Below are 22,903 nucleotides of genomic sequence, written 5' to 3'. Positions count from 1 at the left end.
GACACAGCCCCGCGCCCCTAGGGGGTTGCAGGTGTCGGGCGTTTGAACATCCGTGTGGCCGTGATCTCGCTGTGCGCCTCCTCGGCCGGGCCCTGCTGGGGCAGACCCGGCCGGAGATGTTCCTCCACTCTGATGTATTTCAGGCCGGCCCGGAGGTCGGCGTCGTTGCGGAGCCGGATGACCAGGGGGAACTCCGCGAGTGCCGTCGTGTCGAACAGACCGGTGGTGTAGAGGAGCTGTACACCGAGCGCGTCGGCCACGGCCCTCTGGAGCTCCAGCAGGTAGGTGGCGTTGGCGCGGCCGATGGGGTTGTCGAGGAACAGGGTGCCGGCGTGCCGGTGCCGGTCGCGGCCCCGGTCGTTGGAGCGCAGCGCGGCCATCGTGCAGTACAGGGCGATGGCCGCGGTGAGCAGCTGCCCTCCGGAGAACACGTCGCCCATCTGTCCGACGGGGACCCGCTCGGCGCGCAGCACGGCGTCCGGTTTGAGGATCTCGACGGCGATGCCCTTCGGCCGGAGGGCAGCGGCAACTCCGCGCAACAGCAGGGACATGCCGTCACGGCGCAGGTCGGAGTTCTTGCGGACGGCTGCGCGGGTCGCCTCGTCGACGACCTCGCCGAGCCGCTCGGTGAGGGTCGCCTGGTCGGTTTCCTCGAAGCGGATACGCAGAAATTCCTGCCCTGACCACTCGCCGAGCCCTTCGGGCAGCCGCGACAGTCGCTGGGCGGAGCGCAGAGTGGCGAGGGCCGATTCGACGAGCCCCCTGAGCCGGTCCACGATCGAGTCGCGGTTGCGTTCCAGCTGTTCCAGTTCGTCGGTGAGGACCCGGAGCCGGGGTGCGAAGGCGTCCGCCCACTTCTGGGCGTGCTCGGGCAGCGCCGAGGCGGGCAGCTCGCGGATCTGCTGCCGGGCGGGGGTGCGGACCTGCTCGTAGCGTGTGGAGTTGGCGTGCCGGACCAGGATGTCGCTCGCCTCGCGCACCGTGGACTCGGCGGCGGACAGGTCGGCGGCGCATCCGCGGAGTGATCTGCGGGCCTCCCCGGCGGACCGCCGGGCCTCCTCCGGGCTGCCGGGATAGGGCTCGGGCTGCTCCGGCTCCTCCTCCAAGGTGTGTTCCCGCAGCAGGTCGCGGAGCATGGCTGCGATCTCGTCGAAGCCTTCGGCCGCTTCCTCGGCGCCGCGGTGCGCGTCGAGGAGTTCGCCGTGGATCTCCCTGGCGCTGTCCAGCCCCTCCGTCCGGGAGGCCAGTTCGGCCGTGGCGGTGCGCAGCAGCACCTGTGCGTGCTCGGCGTCGCGCGGCACCATTTCCTCGGAGAGCGCGGTGTGCTGCCCGCCGTCCTCGGGTGCCAGCCGCTCGGTCTCGCCGCGCAGTCGCCCGAGCTGCTCGCTCGCGCTCGACATCCGGGTCTCCAGGAGCTGCACCAGTTCCTCGGCACGGGCGGCGGCGGCCTGCCGGCTGGGACCGTCCGAGCCGTCGGGCGACTCGAGCAGCTGCTCCGCGCGGTTGCGGACCTTGTTGCTCAGCCGGTCCAGCTCCGCGCGGGCCGCGCTCTCGTCGCTCTCCGCGCGGGCCTGCTCGGCGCGCAGGTCGGCGCCTACGCCGACCTTCTCGTACACCTGGGACGCGGCACGGTACGCCTCGCGCAGAGCGGGCAGGGAAATCCGCGACGGCTCGGTGCCGGCCCCGGCCGCATCATCGGGTACGTCCTCGGGGGCGCCCGCGATCTCGGAGCGCTCGGCGCGCAGCGCACGCGCGGTGCGCCGGGCATCGTCGGCTGCCCGCTGCGCGCCGCGCCGGTCCTCGTCGGCGGTCCGCGCGCGCTCCAGGCAGGCCTGGGCGCGGGCCTCGGCCTCGGCGGCGTCGTCGGCCAGCTCGCGCAGTTTGGCCTGCCAGCCTGCCCGTTCGCGGAGCCGGAAGGCGAGTCCTGCGAGGGCGTCAGCGGCGCGCCGGGCCTTCTGCGCGGTCTCCTGGAGCTCGTCACGCACCCGGGCGGCCTCGGCGGCGGCCTCCTCGGCCTCCGCCCGCGCGGTGCGTGCCTCGGCCAGCTCCGCCTCGGTCTCCTCTGCGAAGACGCGGGCATCATGCGCCGCGCGGGCCAGTTCGGTGAGCCGGCCGGGCGGGCAGCCGGTGCGCCAGGAGGTGAGCCGCGCGGTCAGCTCGCGGTCCTTGGCGAGCCGTGCCGCGAGCACCCGGATCTCCTCGTCGCGTGCGGTCGCACGGGCACGCAGTGTCTGCCGTTCCTCGTCGGCGGCGTGTTCGTCGTGCATGGCCGGGTTCGGCGGTACCAGGAAGACGTCGCCGGTGTCCGCGCCCGACGCCGGGGCCGGCGCGAGGAGCGCGGCAGCCGTGCCGACGGCGACCGCGGAGCGGGGCAGCAGGGCGGCGTCGCTCAGGGCCGCGCGGGCGCGGGTGTGGGAGTCCGGGTCGGTGATGACGACGCCGTCGACCAGTTCCGGGCGGGCGGCCAGCACGCGCGCGTGGTCGGCGGGGTCGACGGCCTGGGCGAGGTAGCGCCAGCCGGGCAGGGCGGGAATGCCGTGCTCGCCGAGGAACTCGACCGTGGCCAGCACGTCCGGTCCCGGCGGCAGCAGCCCGCCGTCGCCGAGGGCGCCGAGGATGCGGGCGTCGTCGGCCGCGGCGGTGCGCAGTTCGAACAGCTGGCGTTCGGCGGAGGAGACCGCCTCCTCGAGCAGTTCGCGCAGGTCGTCGGCGAATCGGTCCAGTTCCGTGGCGGTGAGGGCGCCTTCGGTGGCGGGGCCGCCGCCCGGCTCGGCGTCCGTGTCGGGGCGGGGCCACGGAACGCAGGGGCGGGCCTTCGTTCCGGGCAGACCGAGGAGCTCGGCCGGCCGTTCCTCCACGGCAAGGGCCTCTGCGGTGCGCAGCTCGCCCTCGTGGGCGCGGCTGACCGCCGTGGCCGCATCCGCCGCGCGGGCGGCGGTGAGTTCCGCACGGGCCTCGACGGCGGCGGCTTCACGCGCGTGCTCGGTCGCCCGGTGGGATGTCTCACGGGCTGCGTCCCAAGCGGTGACCGCGGTCTTCTCCGCGTCGCTGGCCGCGAGTGCGGCGCGGGCCGGGTCGGCGTCGGGGGCGCTGTCGTCGAGCCAGCCGGCCCGGACGGCCTCTGTGGTCTCCTGCTCGACCTCGGCGAGCCGTTGCCTGAGGTGACCGATCTCGCTGCGGGCGCGCTGTGTCTCGGTGGCGGCGGCCGTGGCGTCGCGGTGGGCGGTGTCGCTGACCTCCTGGAGGGCGGCGGACCGCTCCTCCTCCTCATTGGCGAGGTTCTCCGCGTTCTGCGCGGCCGTGTGCAGGACGCGTACGAGGTCGACGGCGGCCTTGGCACGGGCGGCGAGCGCGGGCGCCGCGTCCCGCTCGGCCTCCTGGATCGCGGCGGAGACCCTGGCGGCCCTGTCGGCGGCGGCGCGGTGGCGCAGCGCCGCCTCGGCGGCCTGCCAGGCCGCGTACAGGGTGCGGGCGTCCGCGAGTTCGCGTTTCTGGGCGGCGGCGGACTTCTCCGCCGCCGTCAGTGCCAGGGAGGCGTGCCGGTAGGCGATTTCCGCGGAGATCAGCGCGCTGTGCTCGCGGGCCGTCCCGGCCCGGGTGACGGCGTCGGCGGCGACGGTGACCCGGTGGGCGAGGTCTGCGGCGCGGACGCGTTCCTGGCGGCCGCGCGCGGAGAGCCTGCGGGCCAGGGTGCGGGTGCGACGCTCGGCCACGGTGTTGATCTCCCGTGCCCGGGTACGGGCGCCGGTGGCTTCGACGATCCGGCCGAGCAGTTCGACGGACCCGGCGGTGAAGTCCCGCTCGGCGATCAGCTCGGCGCGCCGGCCCAGCTTGTTGCCGAAGCCGCCGACCAGGTCGGCGAGTCCGTCGGTGTCACGGCTGTCGGTGACGGCGCGCAGCAACAGGTCGGTGAAGTCGGAGTCCTTCTTGACCGCGAAGAGACCGGCGGCCTCGCCCTCGTCGGCATTCATCTCCCGCTGGTAACGGAAGAGTTCGGGGTCGAGTCCCAGGTCGCCGAGGTGCTCGGTCCAGCGCTCGTGGGTCTCCTCCCAGTGCACCTCCAGGTGCGGATACGTCTTGCCCGCCTCCGTGAGCGCGTCCCGGAAGCCCTTCATGGTGCGGCGGCGGCCCCGCGCGCCCGACTGGCCGTCGGCGGGCGACCGTACGGCGGTGGCCTCGGCGACGGGGAGGTTGTCCAGGCTGAGCCCCGGACCGGGTCGCAGCGAGTACCAGGCTTCGGCGAACTTCCTCGGGTCGTTGGAGACCTGGCGCCCACGCCATTCGCTGACCTTGCCGACGACGACGCACTCGCCGGTCAGCACGTGCTGCCACTCCAGGGCCACATGGCCGCAGTCGTCGGCCAGCAGGAACTTGCGCAGCACGCCGGAGCTGGCGCCGCCGAGGGTGTTGCGGTGGCCTGGGAGCATCACGGAGAAGATCAGTTTCAGCAGGACGGACTTGCCGCCGCCGTTCTCCAGGAAGAGCACCCCGGCGGGCGCGGGGCGACGGGGCGGGCCGACGGGCTCCGCCGCGAAGAACTCCGCCTGCGTCGGCGCGGGTTGCGGCACGGTCTCGCCGACACCGCGCAGGTCAAGCACGGTGTCGGCGTAGCGCGCACCGGCGGGCCCGATGGAGTAGAGGCGGACCCGGGACAACTCGTACATGGCGGACTCTCGAAGTCTTCGGCAGGTGGGGGTGGTTCGGGGCAACGGAGAGCGAGGGCAAAGGACGCGGTGGTGAGAGGGCGGCTCAGGTGGAGTGGAACGGCAGGCCCGCCTCGGCCACCAGGTCCAGGTCGTCGCCGCTGTCCGCGGGCAGCAGCGTGGGGGTGCCGTCGGTGACCGGGACGACGCCCAGCTCCAGCAGTTCGGCCAGGGCCGCGCTGCCGGCCAGGTCGCGCACCTGGAGCTGGTAGCGGGCCGTTGTCCGGTAGGTGCCGCCGTTGTCGTCGCCGGTGCGTTGCAGGAAGCCGGATTCGGTGAGGAAGGTGACGGCCTTGGCGACGATGCCGGTGGTCGAGCCCGCGAGCCTGCGGGCGTCCTTGGTGGCACCGGTCGCGCTGCGTCTCGCCCAGATCCGCCAGGCCGTCTCCAGCCCGGGGGCGTCGCTGGCCGGGTCGGTGTTCTCGCCCTGTTCCGCGGCCCGCGCCTCGAGCCGGTGGCAGGTCTGGCGCACGAAGGCATCGACGCCGTTGACGGTGACCCGTCCGATGTAGCCGTCGTCGGCGAGGTCCTCGGGGCGCGGGAACGCCATGACGGCGACGGCGAGGTGCGCGAGCCCGTGCAGGAACCTGTCTCCGCCGTCGGCGGAAGTACGCCGCGCGTAGTCGCCCATACGGACGGCGAACACCGAGTCCTCGGCGGCGGTCACGGCCATTCCGGCACGCGGGGACACCTCCAGGACAATCAGCCCGAGGCCTGTGGCCACGGCGTCGGCAAGCCGCGCGAACGGCTGGTCCTCGCGGTAGCGGCGCAACAGGTCCGCGTACTCCTGGTCGCGGGCCGGCTGGAGCTTGGGCTGGAGGCCGAAAGCGACGAGCCGCGCCGCGTCGGCGGCGTCGGCGGGGGTGACGGCGCCGCTCGCCGGTGCGACGGCGGGCTCCGCATCGCTCCACTCGGCATATTCGGTCACGGACACGGTTCCTCCTCGCACGGGACAACGACGGTGGCGGCAGGGACCACGGGGAGGGCGGTGACGGCGCCGCGGGCAGCGCGGACCGTACGGGCGGCGGGGGCCATGCGAACGGCTGCCCCCGGGCCGCCGGCCGCGGCCGGCTCCCGGGCCCCAGGCGAAAGGCTCGTCACGCCGCCTCCGTCCGGTCCGCCGCCATCCCCGCCGCGTCCAGCAGGGCCGTGCCGACGATGAGGTCGGCGCCGCCGAACTCGGGGTCGTCCAGCTCGATGCCGTCGTCCACCGCGAAGAGCAGCCGCCGCTCGCCCTGGCGGTAGGCGGTGCCCACCGGAGGGCTGGCCGCATGGACCGCCAGCAGTGCCACCAGGTACGGCAGTTCGGGGTCCTGACGGCGTGCCTCTGCAAGCAGTCCGGACAGCCGTCGGGGCGCGTCGGCCGGCAGTTCCAGCAGCGTGGTCGCAGCCGCCAGCTGCTTCTCGGTGAAGCGGCTGTCGTCCGGTGTGGCGATCAGGTCGGGTTCCGGCATCTCGGCGCCCAGGTGCTCCCGCTCCACCGGCGGGGTCAGCAGGATGTCGACGAGATCGGCGACCCGGACGGACACCGGTGTACGCAGTCCGGTGCCGCGGGCGAAGAAGGTGTCGGTGACCCGGACCGCCTGCTCCAGGGGAAGTGGGAGCAGCGGTGCCAGGAGGTGTCCGTAGAGGTCCGTGCCCGAGGAGGAAGCGGAGGTGGCGAAGGACTGTCGGTCCTGTTCGGCGCGGAACAGCGGGCCGGCTTCCAGCAGCCGGGACTGCAGCTGGGTGTGCCTGCGGATGCAGTCCTTGACGATGTCCACCAGCTCGGCGGCCCTGCGCTTGTGCTCCGGTTCCTCCGACTCGTCGCGGGCCCTGCGGATGTTGGTGAGGATCGCGTTCTCGTGGCGGTACCGGTCCGCGACGTGGTCCAGGGCCTCGGCGATCATGTCCGGGATGGCAGTGAGCCAGTCCACCGCGCGCACATTGCGCCGGGTGGCGTCCAAGGCCCGGCGCAAGGATTCGGAGTACTGCACGGTCCGGTAGCGGGCCTGCTCGGCGGCGAGTTGGGCGTCGGCGAGCCTGCCCCGGCTGATGAGCACCTCGAGCTTGACCTCGGCGGCGATCTGGGCGCTGGTGACATCGGTGTCCAGGGCGCCGACCAGGACGTTGACCGCCTCGTCCGTGGTGCGGAGGTAGACGGTGCCGCCGTGGCCGGGGACCTCCTCGATCAACTTGAAGTCGTAGTCGCGGCGGACGTAGGCGCCGTCTGCGCCGAACACGCCGTACACCGCGCGGAAGCCGCGGTCGACGCTGCCGACGTTGATCAGGTTCTCCAGGACCCAGCGGGCCACCCGCTCGTGCTCACCGGCGGGTCGGCGCGGGGCCTGGGCAGCGATGCGCGGGATGAGCCGGGCCACTATCTGGTCGTGGTCGGCGCCCGTGTCGAAGTCCATGTTCAGCGTCACCAGGTCGATGGCCGCCAGGGCGATCTCCGCCATGCCGTACACCGAGTACTCGCCGGCCAGGTTGGCCTTGCGCGCGTCAAGGTCGTGCAACGGAGCGGTGCAGGCGAGCGCGCGCAGCCGCCGGGCCAGCCCTTCGTCGGCCGCCGGGCCCGGCGCGGGCCGCGGCCCCGCGCTGAGCTGGGGCGGAGCACTGTCCGTCGATGCTGGTGAAGTCACGGTGCACAGACTAGGTCCTCGGTCTGACAACGACCCAAACGACGCAGATGCGTCACGGTGTCGCGGTTGTCACACGTCCCGTTCCTCCTCCCTCGTCCTGCGTTGGTGCGCCTCCGCCCTGCGTTCGAGCGAGCAGCCGAGGTACCCCGTCGGCAGCGTCCCGGCACGTTCCCGCGGTCGCTGACGGCCGGTGCCGCCAGTTCCCGGTGGGAGTGGATGCCGGCCGTGCCCACTTCCGTTCCGGTCGCCTTCGCACGCCGCACCGCGCGCCTTCCGTGCCGCCTCGGAGAACGCGTCGAGCCGGTGGGCGGCTCCGGGAGCCTCGTGCGACGGCGCACTCGACGGGACGGTGGAGGCGGTGGATGCCCTCGACGTCCTCCGCTTCACTGCGGCAGGGCGCCGCTGAAGCCCAGGGCCTGGGAGGTGCCCGGCCGTTGCTCCCCCGCCGACAGCACGGCCAGTGCCGTCGCCACCGCCGTCCGGCGCCCGGTCAGCACGTCCGTGTAGTGGCCGATCAGCTGGTCCCCGACGGCGGCCCAGGTACGTCCTTCGACCATCGCGCGCCCCGCCGCCCCGTAGGAGACCCGTAGTGCGGGGTCAGCGGCCAGGGACCGGACCGCGTCCCGTACGGCGACGGCGTCGCGCGGCGGCACCAGGAACCCGGTGCGTCCGTGGACGACCAGGTCCAGCGGGCCGCCCGCGGCAGGCGCGACCACGGGTATGCCGCTCGCCATGGCCTCCTGCACGGTCTGGCAGAAGGTCTCGAAGGGGCCCGTGTGGGCGAAGACGTCCAGCGAGGCGAAGATGCGGGCGAGTTCATCGCCGGTGCGGCGCCCCAGGAAGACCGCGCCGGGCATGGCCCGTTCCAGGTTCGGCCTGCTCGGTCCGTCGCCCACGACGAGTACCCGTACTCCGGGCAGGGTGCTCACCTCGGCCAGCAGCTCGACCTGCTTCTCGGGGGCGAGCCGGCCGACGTAGCCGACGATCAGCTCTCCGTTCGGGGCGAGTTCCCGGCGCAGCGCCTCGTCGCGCAGACTGGGTCGGAAGCGGACCGTGTCCACGCCTCGCGGCCACATCCTGACCCTGGGGATGCCGTGCGCCCGGAGGTCGTTCCGTGCGGCGTCGGACGGGGCGAGGGTGAGCTCGGCGGCCGAGTGGACGGACCTGATGCGGCGCCAGGCCGCGGCCTGACCGGCGCCCATGTACGTGCGGGCGTACCCGGCGAGGTCGGTCTGGTAAACGGCGACGGCGGGCAGTCCGAGGCGCGAGGCCGCCGCCATGCCCCGCACTCCGAGCACGAAGGGGCCGGCCAGGTGGACGAGGTCGGCCCGGTGCTCGGCGATCGCCGCGGCGACGCGTCGGCTGGGGAGGGCGACGCGGACCTGCGGGTAGCCCGGGAGCGGAAGGGAGGGGACCCGGACGACGGGGCACGGAGCCTGGTCGTCGGGCTCGTCACCCGCGGTGGCGGGGGCGATGACGACAGGGGCGTGACCGCGGTCGACGAGGTGCCGGGCGGTCTGGAGCGCGCAGTGAGCCACGCCGTTCACATCAGGGGGAAAGGATTCGGTCACGATGACGACTCGCATACGGATGTTCTCGCCGTGCCGGACGTGGCCACGTCAACGTGGATCTTTCCGGTGGGGGAACGTCCCATGAGCGTTGCATCACACACCCACGCGGGCCGAACGTCATCCATGCGCGCCTGACCCGCGGGTCATCCCTTGTTCACACTGTGCGCGCCCGGGCGGTCACACGACGGTCTCCCCGGGGCCGATCCGGCTGCGTACGGCGGTCTGTACCTCGGCCTCCTCCGCCGGGTCGGCGGCGAGCCTGCGCAGGCGCTCGACGACCCGGGTGTCGCCGGTCTCGGCGTGCCGTGCGGCGATCTCGCGGGTGGACTCCTCGCAGTCCCAGAGGCACTCGACGGCGAAGCTGCTGCCGTAGGAGGGGTCGGTGGCGGCGAGGGCGCGGGCGGCCCGGCCGCGCAGGTGGGAGGAGGCGGTCTCGCGGTAGATGTGGCGGAGTACGGGAGCGGCGCAGGCGATGCCCAGGCGTCCGGCGCCGTCGACGAGGGTCCATAGGGTCGGCGCGTCGGGGCCCTCCCCCCGCACCGCCTCGCGCAGGGCGGCAAGGACCAGGTCGCGGTCCTGGACACCGCCCCGGCAGGCGAGGACGCGGCCGGCGGCGGCGCCCAGGGCGTCGGGCCGGCGGGCCCAGCGGCGCGCGCGGTCGACGGCGGTGAGACTCTGCATCCGTTCGAAGGCGTCGAGGGCGGCCTCCACGACGGGCGCCGGCCCGGTGGCCACGGCGTGCTCGATCAGGGTGAGGGCGTCCGGATCGTTGCCGTCGGCGAGGTAGCGCAGGGCGGTGCAGCGGGCGCCCTCCGTGCCGTCCTCGGCTGCACGAAGGATCTCGGGCCGGTCCTCGGGGCCGGCCACTGCGGTGAGGCAGCGGGCGGCCGGGACATGCAGGGCGGCGCCGCGCTCGATTCCTTGCTGGGCCCAGGCGAACACGGCCTGCACGCTCCACCCGGGGCGGGGCCCGGTGGGGCGCATCTGCCGCTGCCAGCGGTCGAAGCAGCCGGCTTCCTGGGCGGCCCGCACGCGCGTGGCGACGGATTCGCGCGGGTCGTCGGCCCACAGGCGCCAGGGGCGCGGTTCGAAGGCGTCGCGGACGGTGGCGGCCAGTTCGGCCTCGCCCTCGGGGTCGGTGGCGAACCGTGCGAGCACGGGGGCGGCGAGGGCGCGCAGGCCGGCGTCGTCGTCCCGGAGGGCCAGTTCGTCCAGGGCCCAGGCCCAGTTGGCACCTTGGGCGGCGTACCTGCGCAACAGGGCGAGCGCGTCCCGCCTGCCGTAGGAGGCCAGATGTCCGAGCACGGCGAGGGCGAGGCCGGTGCGCGACTCCTCGGTGTCGAGGATGTCCTCGGCATCGAAGAGGTGGGCCTCGATGGTGTCCAGTTCGCCGTGCAGGTCGAGGTAGAGGCGAGCGTAGTAGAGCGAGCGGTTCTCCACCTGCCAGTCGTGGCGCGGGTCGTGGAGCACGCAGTGGTTCAGCACCTCGAGCGTTTCGGAGCGCGGGGCGGTGAGCGCGTGCAGCGTGCCGTCGCCGCGACCCCGCTGGAGCAGGCCGAGCAGCGTACCGCTGGGCGCTATGACCGGATCGAACATGGGAAACAGCCTCACATCAAGCGTCGACGCAACCGGGGACCTGCATTACCTGGCCGCGTGCCAACACGTCGGGGCGCCCGCCGTTTCCTGCTTGCTGTAGACCATCTTCCTCTGCCTCTCGTCGGGGCCCATGCGGGCCGCATCACGGCCCGCGTGGTGCGGCAACATCTGCCCAGCCATCGCGTCCGTGAATCACGTCGTCATGATGACCCGGCGGTCACATCTGCCGCGACCGAATTCCGGCGGCCTCGTACCGCCTCCCCGTTTACTGTGGGTTTCCGCCGCTGTTCCCGTGCCTTCGCCGGTCGGAGCGTGCGCGCCCGTGCGGCTCAGTGCCGCTCGGCGCGTTTCGCCGGTGCGCTTCAGTTCGCGCCGAACAACTCGAGCAGCTCCGCGCGGTCGAACATCCGGGCCGTGTCGACGGCCGAGGGAGTGCCGGCGGCCGGATCGGCACCGCCCTGCAGGAGTGCCTTGACCACTTCGGTGTCGCCCTTGAAGGCGGCTCCCGCGAGCGGGGTCTGTCCCCGGTCGTTGATCCGGTCGACGTCGGCGCCGCGCTCCAGCAGCGCGCGGACCGCGTCGGCGTGGCCGTGGTAGGCGGCGAGCATCACGAGCGAGTCGCCGCGGTCGTTGGTGAGGTTGGCCGGCACGCCCGCGTCGACGTAGGCCACGAGTTCCCCGGTCCGGCCGCTCCGGGCCATGTCGAAGATCTTGGTCGCCAACTCCACGACCTCTGGGTCGGGGCCTTCAGTCATATCGGCCGGACCACCTCTCACCACGGATCATTCCGCATATCGGGGACGGGGCGTACGTCTGCGAGCGGTGCAGAGCCGTACAGGTGAATCGCCAGAATACTGGCTCGCGCGGCACATGGGCCGACGTGCCCGAGGTAAAGATCACGGCAGACCCGACCGTGCGCAACCGCCCACGTCGTTCAGGCCGGGAACAGTCCGCCGACCGGGCGAAATATGCCGATCTTCACCCGCTTGCACCTTTTATCGTATGGATACATCCTGTGATCCTGGAAGTACTCATGGTGACTGCCCCCCCGTGAACCAGGAGAACTCACATGATCCTCTCGATCTCAGGCGTCGTCCTGCTCGGCATCGTCCTCTTCATCTTCTGCCGCAAGGACGGCCTGAAGACGCTGCACGCCGTGGTGGCGCTGCTGTTCGGCTTCTATCTGGCCAGTACGGCCATCGCGCCGAGCATCAAGGCCGGCGGTGAGAGCCTGGCCGGCCTGCTCGGCGGCATCAGGTTCTGACCCCAGTCCCCCAAGCCCCCGCCCACCCGTATCCCATGCCCTGGAGGCAGCAGTGGCCCGGCGTCCCCTCCCCCGCATCCTGAGCAACCGCGGCGCCCACCTCGCCCGGAGCCGGGAGCTGGCCCGGACGGCGGCCGACAGCGCCACCGACATCCTCCACCCACTGATCACGATCGTGCGCGGACTGCGCCGACTGGCCTCGGCCGGACGGCGCAGGGTGGCCGACACCCCCAAGGACCGGCGCGGCGCACTGCTCTTCCTGGTGGCGTCGGTGCTCCTGGTCGTGCTGCTGCTCCCGTACGGTCCGTTGCTCGCCGCCATCGCCCTGATGGCGGCGGCGGCCTGGCAGGGCCGGGACCGCGCCCCGGCCGCGCCCGAGGGCCCCGACGAGTCGCAGGCCCAGCGCCTGAAGTCGCTGTACGACGCCCTGGTGCCGTACTTCTCCTCGGCCGGTGACCCCGACCCCCTCTACACCCACGGCGGCTCGTGGGAGAAGGCCTTCCCGGCGTACGAGTTCGACGGGACAGGCCGCATCACGCACCTGGTGGTCGTCTACCCCGCTTACTACACCGACAGCGAGGCGGAGTCCCGCGCGCGGATCGAGCATCTGCTCGCCGCCAAGTCGGGGCGCGGCCGCGAATACCACTTCGACTGGGACGAGGAGGGCAACCAGCTCACGGTCCAGGTCCTCGCACCGCTGCCCGCCGACATCACCGCCCAGCGTTTCGTCACGTCTCCCGGTGAGACGGTCCTCGGTTTCACCGACCCCACGCAGGTGCGCCGGACCCTGCCGCTCGCCCACGGCAAGGAGCAGCGCGACGTCCCCCCTGTCGTCTGGCGCACCGGCGTCCGCTCCACCGAACCTCATCTGCTGGCGGCTGGGCAGCCCGGCAGCGGCACTTCCACCCTGCTGCGCTCCGTCGCCCTCCAGGCGCTGCGCCACGGTGACGTGGTGATCGTCGACGGTGGCGGCACCGGCGAGTACGCGTGCCTGACCGGCCGGGAGGGCGTGCTCGCCGTCGAGTGCGACCTGGCGGGGGTGTCGGAAAGTCTCCGGTGGGCCGCGCACGAGACGGAGCGCCGCCTGATCGCAGCCAACCGCGCCCACCAGGCGGGCGATCCGCCTCCCGACGACACCAAGCGTCCGTTGTGGATCCTGCTGGACCGCCCGAGCGCGTTCACGCACCTCGCCGCCGCCGACGGCCGGGAGGACCCCCAGTCCCTGCTCCAGGTCCCGCTGCGGCACGGCCGCCCGGCGAACGTCACGGTCGTCGTCGCCGATCAGCTCGACAGCCTGGAGGCCCTCAGCGACGCGGTACGGCAGCACACACGCGCGCGCGTCGTCCTCGGGCCCGCGACTTCGGAGCAGGTGAAGGCCGTCCTGGGCGCTCCCCCGCACACCACCCCCCTCGATCACATCCCCTCAGGGCGCGGCTACGCCCGCCTGGGCTCGGGTCCGGTGTACCGCCTCCAGGTCCCGGCCACACCGAACCCGTACGACGACACGACGAGCGCCGACCACCGGCAGGCGGTACTGGACCTGCTCCCGGCCCGGTCCGCTCAGGACGACGCACGGACGGAGCCGACGCAGCCGGAGCGGAAGGTCCCGGAACCCGGCCCCGTGCGCAGAACTCCGGCGGACGCGGCGTTCCCGGGCAAGCACTCCATGGAGAAGAAGCCCGTGGACCTGACCGCCACGGACAAGACCGCCACCGACACAGACGCGGCGGACGCGGCGGACGCGGCGGACGCGGACAAGGCTCCGCTGGAGCCGGTTCCCGCGAAGGCGGAGGCCACCGAATCCTCCTGAGGACCCGGTGCGCACCCGCGGACACACCCGCGCCGCCGCCCCCGGGCGCAGGCACCGATCCGTCCGCTACGCCACGAAGATGCGCGGCGCCTCCGCCCCCGACGTCCCGCCGTTCTCGACCACCCGCGCCGCCGCGGCCAGCCGCACCGCCGCCTCCTCGGCCACCGCCCCGCCCACGGTGAAGGGCAGTCGCACATACCCCTCGAACGCCCCGTCGACCCCGAAGCGGGGCCCCGACGGTACCCGTACTCCGACCCGTTCTCCGGCCTCGGCGATCCGCGATCCCGAGAGCCCTCCGGTGCGCACCCACAAGGTGAGGCCGCCCCGCGGAACCTCGAACTGCCAGTCGGGCAGCTCCCGGCGCACCGCGCCGACCAGCGCGTCCCGGTTCTCCCGGGCCTGTGCGCGCCGGATCTCCACGGCCTGCTCCCAGCCGTCCGTGCCGAACAGCCAGTTCACCGCCAGCTGCTCCAGAACGGGCGTGCCCAGATCGGCGTACGCGCGTGCGGCGACGAGGCTGCGGATCACCTCGGGGGCCGCGCGCACCCAGCCGATGCGCAGGCCGGCCCAGAAGGCCTTGCTCGCCGAGCCGACCGTGATCACGGTGGACCCGGCCGGGTCGAAGGCGCACACGGGGCGCGGCATCTCCACGTCCGGGTCGAGCCAGAGTTCGCTCATCGTCTCGTCGGCGACCAGCACCGTGCCCGCCGAGCGGGCCGCGTCCACGAGCCGGCGGCGCTGGTCCTCGTCGGCCAGCGCACCGGTCGGGTTGTGGAAGTCGGCGACGACGTACGCGATGCGCGGTGCCGCCTCGCGAAGCACCTGACGCCAGCGGTCCATGTCCCAGCCGGCCAGCCCCTCCGCCATGGCCACGGGGACCAGCCGGGCCCCGGCCTCCCGCATCAGCTGGAGGATGTTGGCGTAGGACGGCGACTCGACGGCGATGCGCTCGCCCCGTCCGCCGAAGAGGTGGCAGATGGCGTCGATGGCGCCCATCGCCCCGGTCGTCACCATGATCTGCTCGGGCATGGTCGGAATGCCCCGCGCGGTGTACCGGTCGGCGATCGTCGCGCGCAGTGCGGGCAGTCCGGCCGGGTAGTCGCCGTGGGTGTGCGCGTAGGGCGGCAGTTCCTCCAGAGCGCCCTGCACGGCGCGGGTGAGCCAGGGCTCGGGCGCGGGCAGCGCGGCACAGCCGAGATCGATCACCGAGCCGAGGGCCTCGGGGGGCAGCGGTTCCAGCCCCCGCGCGGGCACCGGGTTTCCGGCCGGGACGGCGGTCCAGCTGCCGGCACCGCGCCGCGACTCCAGGAAACCCTCTCCTCTCAGCGCCTCGTAGGCGGCCGCCACGGTGGTGCGGCTGACGGACAGGGCCAGGGCCAGTTCCCGCTCGGCGGGCAGTCTGGCGGCCACGGGAACGCGCCCTTCGAGCACCAGGAGCCGGATGCCGTCGGCGAGGGCCCGGTAGGCGGGCGGGCGGCGGGTGCCGGGGCCGGCCGGGCGGTCCTGCTGGGAACTGAGCAGCCGGGCGAGCTGCGTCACACCCACCGCTGAGGTCCACCGTGCCATGCTAATCAGTCCACCTTCCTCGAATTGGCCATAGATGAGATCTCCATCCACGCCACAGGGTGTCACGCATCGGTCCACTTCCACCACAGGGGGACACTTTGTCCAGCCACCCGCCCCGGCAAGGACATCTCGTACGACGGCTGTTCCAGCTGTACGCCGGACTGGCGTTGTACGGCGCGAGCTCTGCGCTGCTGGTCAGGTCCGGACTCGGCCTGGAGCCGTGGAACGTGCTGCACCAGGGCCTGTCCGAGCGCACGGGCCTGTCGATGGGCGTGGTGCTGACCGTTCTGGGCGCGGCCGTGCTGCTGCTCTGGATCCCGCTGCGCCAGCGTCCGGGGCTCGGAACGGTCTCCAACGTCCTGTTGGTCGGCGCGGCCATGGACGCGACCCTGATGGTGGTGCCCGAGGTGCACGGCACGGCCCTGCGCGTGGTGATGACGGCGGCCGGCATCGTCCTGAACGGCGCGGCGACGGGGCTGTACATCGCGGCGCGCTTCGGTCCGGGGCCACGCGACGGGCTGATGACGGGGCTTCACCGGCGTACAGGGGTGTCGATCCGGCTGGTGCGCACGGTGATCGAAGTCGCGGTGGTCACCACGGGCTTCGTTCTCGGGGGCACGGTGGGCGTGGCGACCCTGCTGTACGCGGTGACGATCGGCCCGCTCGCCCAACTGTTCCTCCGCCTGTTCTCGGTCCCCCAGGCATCCGACGGCCGCACGGTCGTTGCCGCGCGTCAACCACCTGGAGCGATACTGCCTCCGTGACCCCACCGATACGCCACCCCTACCTCGACCATCCCGGCCCGATCGCCTTCGCCCACCGAGGCGGGGCGGCCGACGGCCTGGAGAACACCGCGCGCCAGTTCCGGTGCGCCGTCGAGGCGGGCTACCGCTACATCGAGACCGACGTCCATGTCACCCGTGACGGCCGGCTCGTCGCGTTCCACGACGCGACCCTGGACCGGGTGACGGACGGAGCGGGCCTGATCGCCGACCTGCCGTGGCGGGACGTGGAGCAGGCGCGTGTGGCGGGCCGGGAGCCGGTGCCCCTGTTCGAGGAACTGCTCACCGCCTTCCCCGAGGTGCGGTGGAACGTCGACGTCAAGGCCGAGCCGGCCCTCCTGCCCTTCCTGGAACTGATCGAGCGCATGGACGCCTGGGACCGGGTCTGCCTCGGCTCGTTCTCCGAGGCCCGCGTGATGCGCGCCCAGCGGCTGGCCGGGCCCCGTCTCGCGACGTCGTACGGCACCCGGGGGGTGCTGAACCTCCGGCTGCGCTCGTGGGGGGTACCAGTGACGGTGCGCCGGTCGGCCGTCGCCGCCCAGGTACCGGAGGCCCGGTCCGGCGTCCCGGTGGTGGACCGCCGCTTCGTGCGCACCGCCCATGCACGCGGGCTCCAGGTGCACGTGTGGACGGTCAACGAGCCCGAGCGGATGCACCGGCTCCTGGACCTGGGTGTGGATGGCATCATGACCGATCACATCGACACACTGCGCAAGGTCATGGAGGACCGCGGCATCTGGGTCTGAACACCCCGCCCGGCCACCGAGCGCGTTCACGGGGGAAGCGAGGGCACCGGTGGGCAACGGCACCGTGCGGTCACCGGCGGCGGACGAGGCGGCCGGCCGGCGGTACGAGCAGCGCGGCTGGTACGTCTACGACTGGGCGTGCTCCGTGTACTCCACGAGCGTGCTCACCGTGTTCCTCGGCCCCTACCTGACCTCGGTCGCCGAGGCCGCCGCGGACACTGACGGGTTCGTGCATCCGTTCGGCATTCCGGTGCGCGCGGGGTCCTTCTTCGCGTACGCGGTCTCCCTGTCGGTGATCCTGGCGGTGCTCGCGATGCCGCTGGTGGGCGCCGCCGCCGACCGCACCGGCCGCAAGAAGCCTCTGCTCGCGGCCGCCGCCTACACCGGGGCCGCCGCGACGGCGTGCATGTTCCTCCTCGACGGCGAGCGCTATCTGCTGGGCGGCGCGCTGCTGATCGTGGCGAACGCGGCGCAGTCCGTGGCGATGATGCTCTACAACTCCTACCTGCCGCAGATCGCCACACCGCAGGAGCGGGACGCGGTCTCCTCGCGGGGCTGGGCCCTCGGCTACGCCGCGGGCGCCCTGGTCCTCGTGGCCAACCTGGTCCTTTACACCGCTCATGACAGTTTCGGGCTCTCCGAGGGCATGGCGGTCCGTATCTGCCTGGCGTCGGCGGGCCTGTGGTGGGGCGCCTTCACCCTGGTGCCGCTGCGGCGACTGCGCGACCGCCGCGCCCCCGCGCGGGAAGCGGGCGCTCCGACCGGCTTCCGGCAGCTCGCGGCAACCCTCCGCGACATGCGCCGTCACCCGCTGACACTCGCCTTCCTCCTGGCGTACCTGGTCTACAACGACGGTATCCAGACCGTGATCTCGCAAGCCTCGGTCTACGGCTCGAAGGAGCTGGGACTCGGGCAGTCCACTCTCATCGTGGCCGTGCTGCTGGTCCAGGTGCTGGCGGTGGTGGGCGCGCTGGCGCTGGGCCGGCTGGCCCGGATCCACGGAGCGAAGCGTACGATCCTCGGCTCACTGGTCGCCTGGACGGTGACACTGGCCGCCGGGTACTTCCTGCCCGCCGGGGAGCCGGTGTGGTTCTTCGTCCTGGCCGCGGGGATCGGCCTGGTCCTCGGCGGCAGCCAAGCGCTGTCCCGGTCGCTGTTCTCGCACCTCGTGCCGCCCGGCAAGGAGGCCGAGTACTTCTCGGCGTACGAGTTGAGCGACCGCGGGATGAGCTGGCTCGGGCCGCTGTTGTTCGGGCTGACCTACCAGATCACGGGAAGCTACCGGGACGCGATCATCTCGCTGGTGGCCTTCTTCGTACTCGGTTTCGCGCTGCTCGCGCGGGTGCCCGTGCGCCGGGCCATCGCCGACGCGGGGAATCCCGTTCCGGAGAGGATTTAGCGCTCGGCACGAAAGGGCGGTAGTGTACGCGTTTGGCCTGCCAGGTGTACCGTTACTGCGCGTCAAAGATGCCGAAACGCTGTGTCATATCTGTCATCAGATGTGACAAACCAGGCGCCGGTGGGTACTGCACTGGTTGAGAAGGCTGCGGCTACGACGGCGACACATGGCCCGGAACGGGAATCTTTACCGCCGACCGGACGTTGACCGGATGACGACGACAGCGACACCTGTCCTGTGGGCGACAAGCCCGGGAGGCACGATTCATGAGTGAGCGAGCTCTTCGCGGCACGCGCCTCGTGGTGACCAGCTACGAGACGGACCGCGGCATCGACCTGGCCCCGCGCCAGGCCGTGGAGTACGCATGCGAGAAGGGGCACCGCTTTGAGATGCCCTTCTCGGTCGAGGCGGAAATCCCGCCGGAGTGGGAGTGCAAGGTCTGCGGTGCCCAGGCACTCCTGGTTGACGGCGACGGCCCCGAGGAAAAGAAGGCCAAGCCCGCGCGTACGCATTGGGACATGCTGATGGAGCGACGTACCCGAGAGGAACTCGAAGAGGTTCTCGAGGAGCGTCTCGCCGTTCTGCGCTCCGGCGCGATGAACATCGCGGTTCATCCCCGGGACAGCCGAAAGTCGGCTTGATCCCGGCGAAGGATCCGGGCGGGAGAACTCAGCACAGCAACGCAGAGGACCGCGGGCGCCGTACCTACTGGTACGGCGCCCGCGGTCCTCTGCGCGTCCGGCTGACCTGTCGGCGCCCGACGCCCGCCCCCCTTCGGCTCTCGGTCCTCCGCCCTCGACTCCCAGAGTCCTCAGCGGTCCTCAGTGACTTTCAGCGGGAGAGCGGCGGGCGGGGCCCCTGCGGGAAGTCGCCCGGTGTGGCCCCGGGCTCGTCCCTGATCACCTCGCCCTGGACGACCTTGCCGTCGGGCCGGTGGATACGCGTCTGCTGGAAGGCATCGCCCAGGGAGCCCCCGCCGGCCTCGCGGAGCTTGCGCTCGGCGTAGCGGCTCACGGCCTTCTGGACCGGGGGCACGAGCAGCAGCAGACCGACCGCGTCGGAGACCAGGCCGGGGATGATCAGCAGCAGTCCGCCCAGCATCATCAGGCCGTTGCCCTCGCTGTTCGGCCGTGGCTCGGCCGACCCGCCGTTCTGCTGCTGTTGCAGCGTCTCGGTGAGGTTCTTGAAGGCGCGCCGACCGGCCCGCTTGATGACCACCGAGCCGAGCGCCAGACCGGCCAGCAGCACCAGAAGGACCACCAGCCCGTTCGACGCCCCGGCGACGACCGTGAGCAGCCAAATCTCCAGCACCAGCCACGCGGCGACGCCGAGCGGCAGGGAGGTGCGCAGCCTGGAGCGCCGGGGCCGGGCGGGGTTCGGGGTCTGAGCGCCAGTCGTCATACTCCCAGTGTGCCGAACACCGGCTCAGTACGGGATAAGAGCCCCGAACGAAATGGGAGTCCGATCAGCTCGCGGCGTCTGGTGCGTGCGATCGCAAGGCGCCGGAAGGTCCTCGATGGAGGTCCCCCGCTCGAGCGGAGCCGAGAGTGGGGGAGGAACTACCAGGGCCTTTTGGCAACGCGGCTGGGGGTCCCCCTGCTCGCAGAGCTTGGGGGAGTGCGTGCCAGGCGCCGCGAACCGGGCGCCCATTTTGTTCGAGGCTCTGAGCGGGGCCTCCGGAACAGCGTGCCACCAAGAGCGCGCGATGCCGGGACGGTCCGAACGGACAGGCCGGCCTACGGCTTGACCTGCTCCGTATGTCCGGACGGCTCCGCCTCCGTCGGCCCGGCGGTCGGCTCTGCCCGCTCGCTCGTCCTCGGCTGCCCGGCCCGCTTGTCGTCCTCGCGTCCGAGGACCTTGCCGACCCTCTCCCCCACGCCCCACGCCGTGACCCGCCACAGCGCCTCGACGAGGATGTCGCGGCTCATCTTCGAATCGCCGAGTTCCCGCTCGACGAAGGTGATGGGCACCTCGACGACGTGGTAGCCGGCCTTGACCGCGCGACGGGCGAGGTCGACCTGGAAGCAGTAGCCCTGGGAGGCCACCTCGTCCAGGCCGAGACCCTCCAGGGTCTCGCGCCGGAACGCGCGGAAGCCGCCGGTGATGTCACGCAACGGCAGATCGAGCGCCACGCGCGAGTAGAGGCTGCCGCCGCGCGAGATGTACTCACGGGACTTGGGCCAGTTGACCACCCGGCCACCGGGTACCCAGCGTGAACCGAGCACCAGGTCGGCGCCCTTGAGCGCGGTGAGCAGACGGGGCAGTTCCTCGGGCTGGTGGGAACCGTCGGCGTCCATCTCGACCAGCACGCCGTAGCCGTGCTCCGTGCCCCAGTGGAAGCCCGCGAGGTAGGCGGCGCCCAGGCCCTCCTTGCCCTTGCGGTGCAGCACCTGGACCTGGTCGTCCCCGGCGGCCAGTTCGTCGGCGAGCGCGCCGGTGCCGTCGGGGCTGTTGTCGTCGGCCACGAGAACGTCCGCCTCGGGAACGGCTTTGCGCACCCGGCCGACGATCGCCTTGATGTTCTTCGCCTCGTTGTAGGTCGGAATGATCACCAAAGTCCTGCCGAGCGGGCCGAAAGTCCTTCCCTGGGCATCCGCCGCGCGGGTCCCGTCGCCGTCGTTCACTGCAGCCCCTTCATCATCTGTGCAGGGTCCCACCATAGTGGTCACAGCAACCTGCGATGACGTGAAAGGGCGTTCGTACGGTGCTGTGGATTTTCGAGGGTCTTTCGGGGATCGGGCAGCAGCGTGCCATCGCGCGTACGGCGGAGGGGGCCCGGCGCCCTTCGGGCCGACCTGGGACCCGCTGGCTGCGAGTCGACCTGAAGCCGTTGTCTACTGAGCGACCGGGCCCCGCCCGGGGTCACACCTTCCCGACCCGCGGAACGTCCCCTCGGCGCCGCGCCGACGCTGAGCCGGCCCTCAGTGACGATGGACCGTGCGGCACACCGTCCCTGACCCGGCGGCGCCGCCGCGAGTGAGCGGAAGTCCCCCGGTCGGGCGTCGGTGGCCCCGGCCGAACCTACCGGCCTCCCGCCGCTGTCTGTCAACAACTGTGCGACCCGCGCCACGTGGTTCTCGTGCCTGGCCACCAGGAGGACGCGCAGGTCGCGCGGCGGGGGCACTCCCCATGATCGTCGCCGGGCGGCCGGCGTGGATCACTCGCCCGGCCGTACGAAGACCGTGCGTCCGCCGACCACCGTGCGCCGGCAGACGGGCAGCTCGCCGCCCGGGGTCAGGTCCGGCAGACCGGGAGTGCCGGAGCGGGGGTCGGTGGACCAGCGTGCCACCCGGTCATCGGGCGCCTGCACCACGAGAGCGCCGGTGTGCCAGACGGCGTAGTCGGCAGGCGCGCCCGGCACCAGGACGCCTGCCTCGTCGCGCCCGATCGCCCGCCAGCCACCGCGCGTGTGCGCGGTGAACGCGGCGCGCACGGAGACGCGGTGCTCCGGCGTGCGGTGGAAGGCGGCGGCCCGGACGGTGCCCCACGGGTCGAGAGGGGTGACCGGGCTGTCGGAGCCGAAGGCGAGCGGGACACCGGCGCGCAGCAGGGCCGCGAAGGGGTTCAGGGTGCGGGCCCGCTCCGCGCCCAGGCGCCGGGCGTACATGCCGTCCTCACCGCCCCACAGGGCATCGAAGGCGGGCTGGACGGAGGCGGTCAGGCCGAGTTCGGCGAAGGCGGCGATGGTCGAGGGGGTGAGCATCTCGGCGTGTTCGACGCGGTGCCGGGCGGCGCGGATGCGGTCGAGGCCGACCTTCTCGGCGGCGGCGCGCATTCCCCCGGCCACCGCGGCGACGGCGGCGTCGCCGATGGCGTGGAAGCCCGCCTGGAGGCCCGCCTCGGTGCAGTCGACGACGTGGGCGGCGATCGCGGCGGCGTCGAGGTGGGCGGTGCCCGTATGGCCTGCGTCGGCGTACGGGGCGTGCAGGCACGCGGTGTGCGAGCCGAGGGCGCCGTCGGCGAACAGGTCGCCTGCGGCGCCGGCCGCGCCCAGTTCGCGCGCCTTGGCGACGTTCCGCTCGGCCCAGTAGCCGACGACGCGCGGGCCGGGGCCCTCGGCGGCGAGCCGCAGCAGGCCGGTGAAGTCGTCCTCGGAGGAGATCTCCGGGCCGCCGCACTCGTGGACGGTGCCGATGCCGAGCGAGGCGGCGTGCGCCAGCGCGGCGCGTTGGGCCTCGGTGCGCTGGGCGTGCGTGACGGCGCCCAGGGCGGCGGCGCGTACGGCGTGATGGGCGTCGCCGGTGAGAGGGCCGTCCTCGCGGGTGATCTCGCCGACGCCCTCGCGGGCGACGAGGTCGAGCAGCGCGGTGCCGACCACCGCGGAGTGGACGTCGATCCGGCTGAGGTACAGGGGGCGCCCGCCGGTGGCCGCGTCGAGTTCCGCGCGGGTCGGTGGACGGCCGCCGGGCCAGCGGGCGGCGTCCCAGCCGTGGCCGAGCAGGACCCTGTCGGCCGGTCGGGCGGCGGCGAACTCCCGCACCCTGGCCAGTGCGGCCTCCAGGGAGGGCGCCCCGGACAGATCGAGGCCGGTGAGCGCCAGTCCGGTGGCCGTGGTGTGCACATGAGCGTCGGTGAACGCCGGGGTGACCAGCGCCCCGTCGAGGTCGATCACTTCGTCCACCCCGTCCGCGAAGGAGTCGGCGGCACCCTCGGAACCGACCCAGGCGACCTGACCGCCCTCGACGACCATCGCGGTGGCGAAGGGGTCGGCGGGGCTGTGGACCTCTCCGCGGCGGAGCAGGACGGTGCGCGGCGGGTCTGTGTGCGGCGGGGCGGTGCGTTCGCTCATGGCCCCCAGTCTCACCCCTCGGAGGGCCCGGCCCGCACCCAGGGCCGTTGTTC

At 72.8% G+C, this 22,903-nt stretch carries 16 protein-coding genes; 6 read left to right on the top strand and 10 right to left on the bottom strand.

What is annotated here, in order from left to right:
- Positions 1–17 precede the first annotated feature (17 nt).
- The 6 genes from ACFYQA_RS19355 to ACFYQA_RS19330 all read right to left on the bottom strand — a co-directional run bounded on the left by ACFYQA_RS19355 (position 18) and on the right by ACFYQA_RS19330 (position 11,249).
- Positions 18–4,664 (bottom strand): hypothetical protein, encoded by a 4,647-nt coding sequence (locus tag ACFYQA_RS19355; protein WP_388918975.1) that lies wholly within the window; start codon positions 4,662–4,664, stop codon positions 18–20.
- Between the two features lie 85 nt (positions 4,665–4,749).
- Positions 4,750–5,631: a hypothetical protein gene (locus tag ACFYQA_RS19350; protein WP_388919034.1), complete on the bottom strand. Its 882-nt coding sequence runs from the start codon at positions 5,629–5,631 to the stop codon at positions 4,750–4,752.
- Positions 5,632–5,800: 169 nt separating this feature from the next.
- Positions 5,801–7,327, bottom strand: a complete 1,527-nt coding sequence (locus ACFYQA_RS19345) for a hypothetical protein (protein ID WP_388918972.1) — start codon at positions 7,325–7,327, stop codon at positions 5,801–5,803.
- Between the two features lie 383 nt (positions 7,328–7,710).
- A complete protein-coding gene (locus ACFYQA_RS19340) occupies positions 7,711–8,913 on the bottom strand; it encodes a glycosyltransferase family 4 protein (RefSeq protein ID WP_388918970.1) in 1,203 nt (400 codons plus the stop codon).
- 162 nt (positions 8,914–9,075) lie between these two features.
- Complete coding sequence (locus tag ACFYQA_RS19335) at positions 9,076–10,494, bottom strand: HEAT repeat domain-containing protein (RefSeq protein WP_388918967.1); 1,419 nt, start codon at positions 10,492–10,494, stop codon at positions 9,076–9,078.
- Between the two features lie 362 nt (positions 10,495–10,856).
- Positions 10,857–11,249 (bottom strand): ankyrin repeat domain-containing protein, encoded by a 393-nt coding sequence (locus ACFYQA_RS19330; RefSeq protein ID WP_388918964.1) that lies wholly within the window; start codon positions 11,247–11,249, stop codon positions 10,857–10,859.
- Between the two features lie 314 nt (positions 11,250–11,563).
- Here ACFYQA_RS19330 and ACFYQA_RS19325 point away from each other — a divergent pair, with 314 nt between their 5' ends.
- Both ACFYQA_RS19325 and ACFYQA_RS19320 read left to right on the top strand, forming a co-directional pair.
- Entirely contained in the window at positions 11,564–11,758 is a 195-nt protein-coding gene (locus ACFYQA_RS19325; protein WP_388918961.1) for a hypothetical protein, read from the top strand.
- A gap of 52 nt (positions 11,759–11,810) precedes the next feature.
- The gene (locus ACFYQA_RS19320; protein ID WP_388918958.1) at positions 11,811–13,568 is read left to right on the top strand and encodes a hypothetical protein; all 1,758 of its coding nucleotides are present in this window, start codon (positions 11,811–11,813) and stop codon (positions 13,566–13,568) included.
- A 66-nt stretch (positions 13,569–13,634) separates the two neighbouring features.
- On the opposite strand, the gene ACFYQA_RS19315 is transcribed toward ACFYQA_RS19320, so the two are convergent.
- Positions 13,635–15,134 (bottom strand): PLP-dependent aminotransferase family protein, encoded by a 1,500-nt coding sequence (locus ACFYQA_RS19315; protein ID WP_388918955.1) that lies wholly within the window; start codon positions 15,132–15,134, stop codon positions 13,635–13,637.
- Positions 15,135–15,232: 98 nt separating this feature from the next.
- Here ACFYQA_RS19315 and ACFYQA_RS19310 point away from each other — a divergent pair, with 98 nt between their 5' ends.
- The 4 genes from ACFYQA_RS19310 to ACFYQA_RS19295 all read left to right on the top strand — a co-directional run bounded on the left by ACFYQA_RS19310 (position 15,233) and on the right by ACFYQA_RS19295 (position 18,702).
- Positions 15,233–15,898 carry a YitT family protein gene (locus ACFYQA_RS19310; RefSeq protein ID WP_388918952.1) on the top strand — a complete coding sequence of 222 codons (666 nt, stop codon included), beginning with the start codon at positions 15,233–15,235 and terminating at the stop codon, positions 15,896–15,898.
- Positions 15,895–16,662 (top strand): glycerophosphodiester phosphodiesterase, encoded by a 768-nt coding sequence (locus ACFYQA_RS19305; RefSeq protein ID WP_388918949.1) that lies wholly within the window; start codon positions 15,895–15,897, stop codon positions 16,660–16,662. Before ACFYQA_RS19310 ends, ACFYQA_RS19305 begins: the two co-directional genes overlap by 4 nt.
- Before the next feature lie 49 nt (positions 16,663–16,711).
- Positions 16,712–18,061, top strand: coding sequence for an MFS transporter (locus ACFYQA_RS19300; RefSeq protein ID WP_388918946.1), 1,350 nt, complete (start codon positions 16,712–16,714; stop codon positions 18,059–18,061).
- Positions 18,062–18,327: 266 nt separating this feature from the next.
- Positions 18,328–18,702 carry an RNA polymerase-binding protein RbpA gene (locus tag ACFYQA_RS19295; protein WP_003977404.1) on the top strand — a complete coding sequence of 125 codons (375 nt, stop codon included), beginning with the start codon at positions 18,328–18,330 and terminating at the stop codon, positions 18,700–18,702.
- A gap of 190 nt (positions 18,703–18,892) precedes the next feature.
- On the opposite strand, the gene fxsA is transcribed toward ACFYQA_RS19295, so the two are convergent.
- The 3 genes from fxsA to ACFYQA_RS19280 form a co-directional block, all read right to left on the bottom strand.
- Positions 18,893–19,462, bottom strand: coding sequence for an FxsA family membrane protein (fxsA, locus tag ACFYQA_RS19290; protein WP_388918943.1), 570 nt, complete (start codon positions 19,460–19,462; stop codon positions 18,893–18,895).
- A 335-nt stretch (positions 19,463–19,797) separates the two neighbouring features.
- The gene (locus tag ACFYQA_RS19285; RefSeq protein WP_388918940.1) at positions 19,798–20,685 is read right to left on the bottom strand and encodes a polyprenol monophosphomannose synthase; all 888 of its coding nucleotides are present in this window, start codon (positions 20,683–20,685) and stop codon (positions 19,798–19,800) included.
- 533 nt (positions 20,686–21,218) lie between these two features.
- On the bottom strand, positions 21,219–22,850 hold the full coding sequence (locus ACFYQA_RS19280) for an amidohydrolase (RefSeq protein WP_388918937.1): 1,632 nt from the start codon (positions 22,848–22,850) through the stop codon (positions 21,219–21,221).
- Between the last annotated feature and the right edge of the window lie 53 nt (positions 22,851–22,903).

Origin of the sequence: Streptomyces sp. NPDC005774 (genome assembly GCF_042871645.1) — a bacterium.
Classification (GTDB): domain Bacteria; phylum Actinomycetota; class Actinomycetes; order Streptomycetales; family Streptomycetaceae; genus Streptomyces; species Streptomyces pratens.
The sequence above is the reverse complement of the archived record's forward strand: the minus strand, read 5'-3'. Positions and strand labels throughout refer to the sequence as shown.

Excerpts from the sequence above, each read along its gene's own strand:
- ACFYQA_RS19355 (WP_388918975.1), bottom strand. The coding sequence starts at position 4,664 with ATGTACGAGTTGTCCCGGGTCCGCCTCTACTCCATCGGGCCCGCCGGT.
- ACFYQA_RS19340 (WP_388918970.1), bottom strand. The coding sequence starts at position 8,913 with ATGCGAGTCGTCATCGTGACCGAATCCTTTCCCCCTGATGTGAACGGC.
- ACFYQA_RS19335 (WP_388918967.1), bottom strand. The coding sequence starts at position 10,494 with ATGTTCGATCCGGTCATAGCGCCCAGCGGTACGCTGCTCGGCCTGCTC.
- ACFYQA_RS19330 (WP_388918964.1), bottom strand. The coding sequence starts at position 11,249 with ATGACTGAAGGCCCCGACCCAGAGGTCGTGGAGTTGGCGACCAAGATC.
- ACFYQA_RS19325 (WP_388918961.1), top strand. The coding sequence starts at position 11,564 with ATGATCCTCTCGATCTCAGGCGTCGTCCTGCTCGGCATCGTCCTCTTC.
- ACFYQA_RS19315 (WP_388918955.1), bottom strand. The coding sequence starts at position 15,134 with ATGGCACGGTGGACCTCAGCGGTGGGTGTGACGCAGCTCGCCCGGCTG.
- ACFYQA_RS19295 (WP_003977404.1), top strand. The coding sequence starts at position 18,328 with ATGAGTGAGCGAGCTCTTCGCGGCACGCGCCTCGTGGTGACCAGCTAC.
- fxsA (WP_388918943.1), bottom strand. The coding sequence starts at position 19,462 with ATGACGACTGGCGCTCAGACCCCGAACCCCGCCCGGCCCCGGCGCTCC.
- ACFYQA_RS19280 (WP_388918937.1), bottom strand. The coding sequence starts at position 22,850 with ATGAGCGAACGCACCGCCCCGCCGCACACAGACCCGCCGCGCACCGTC.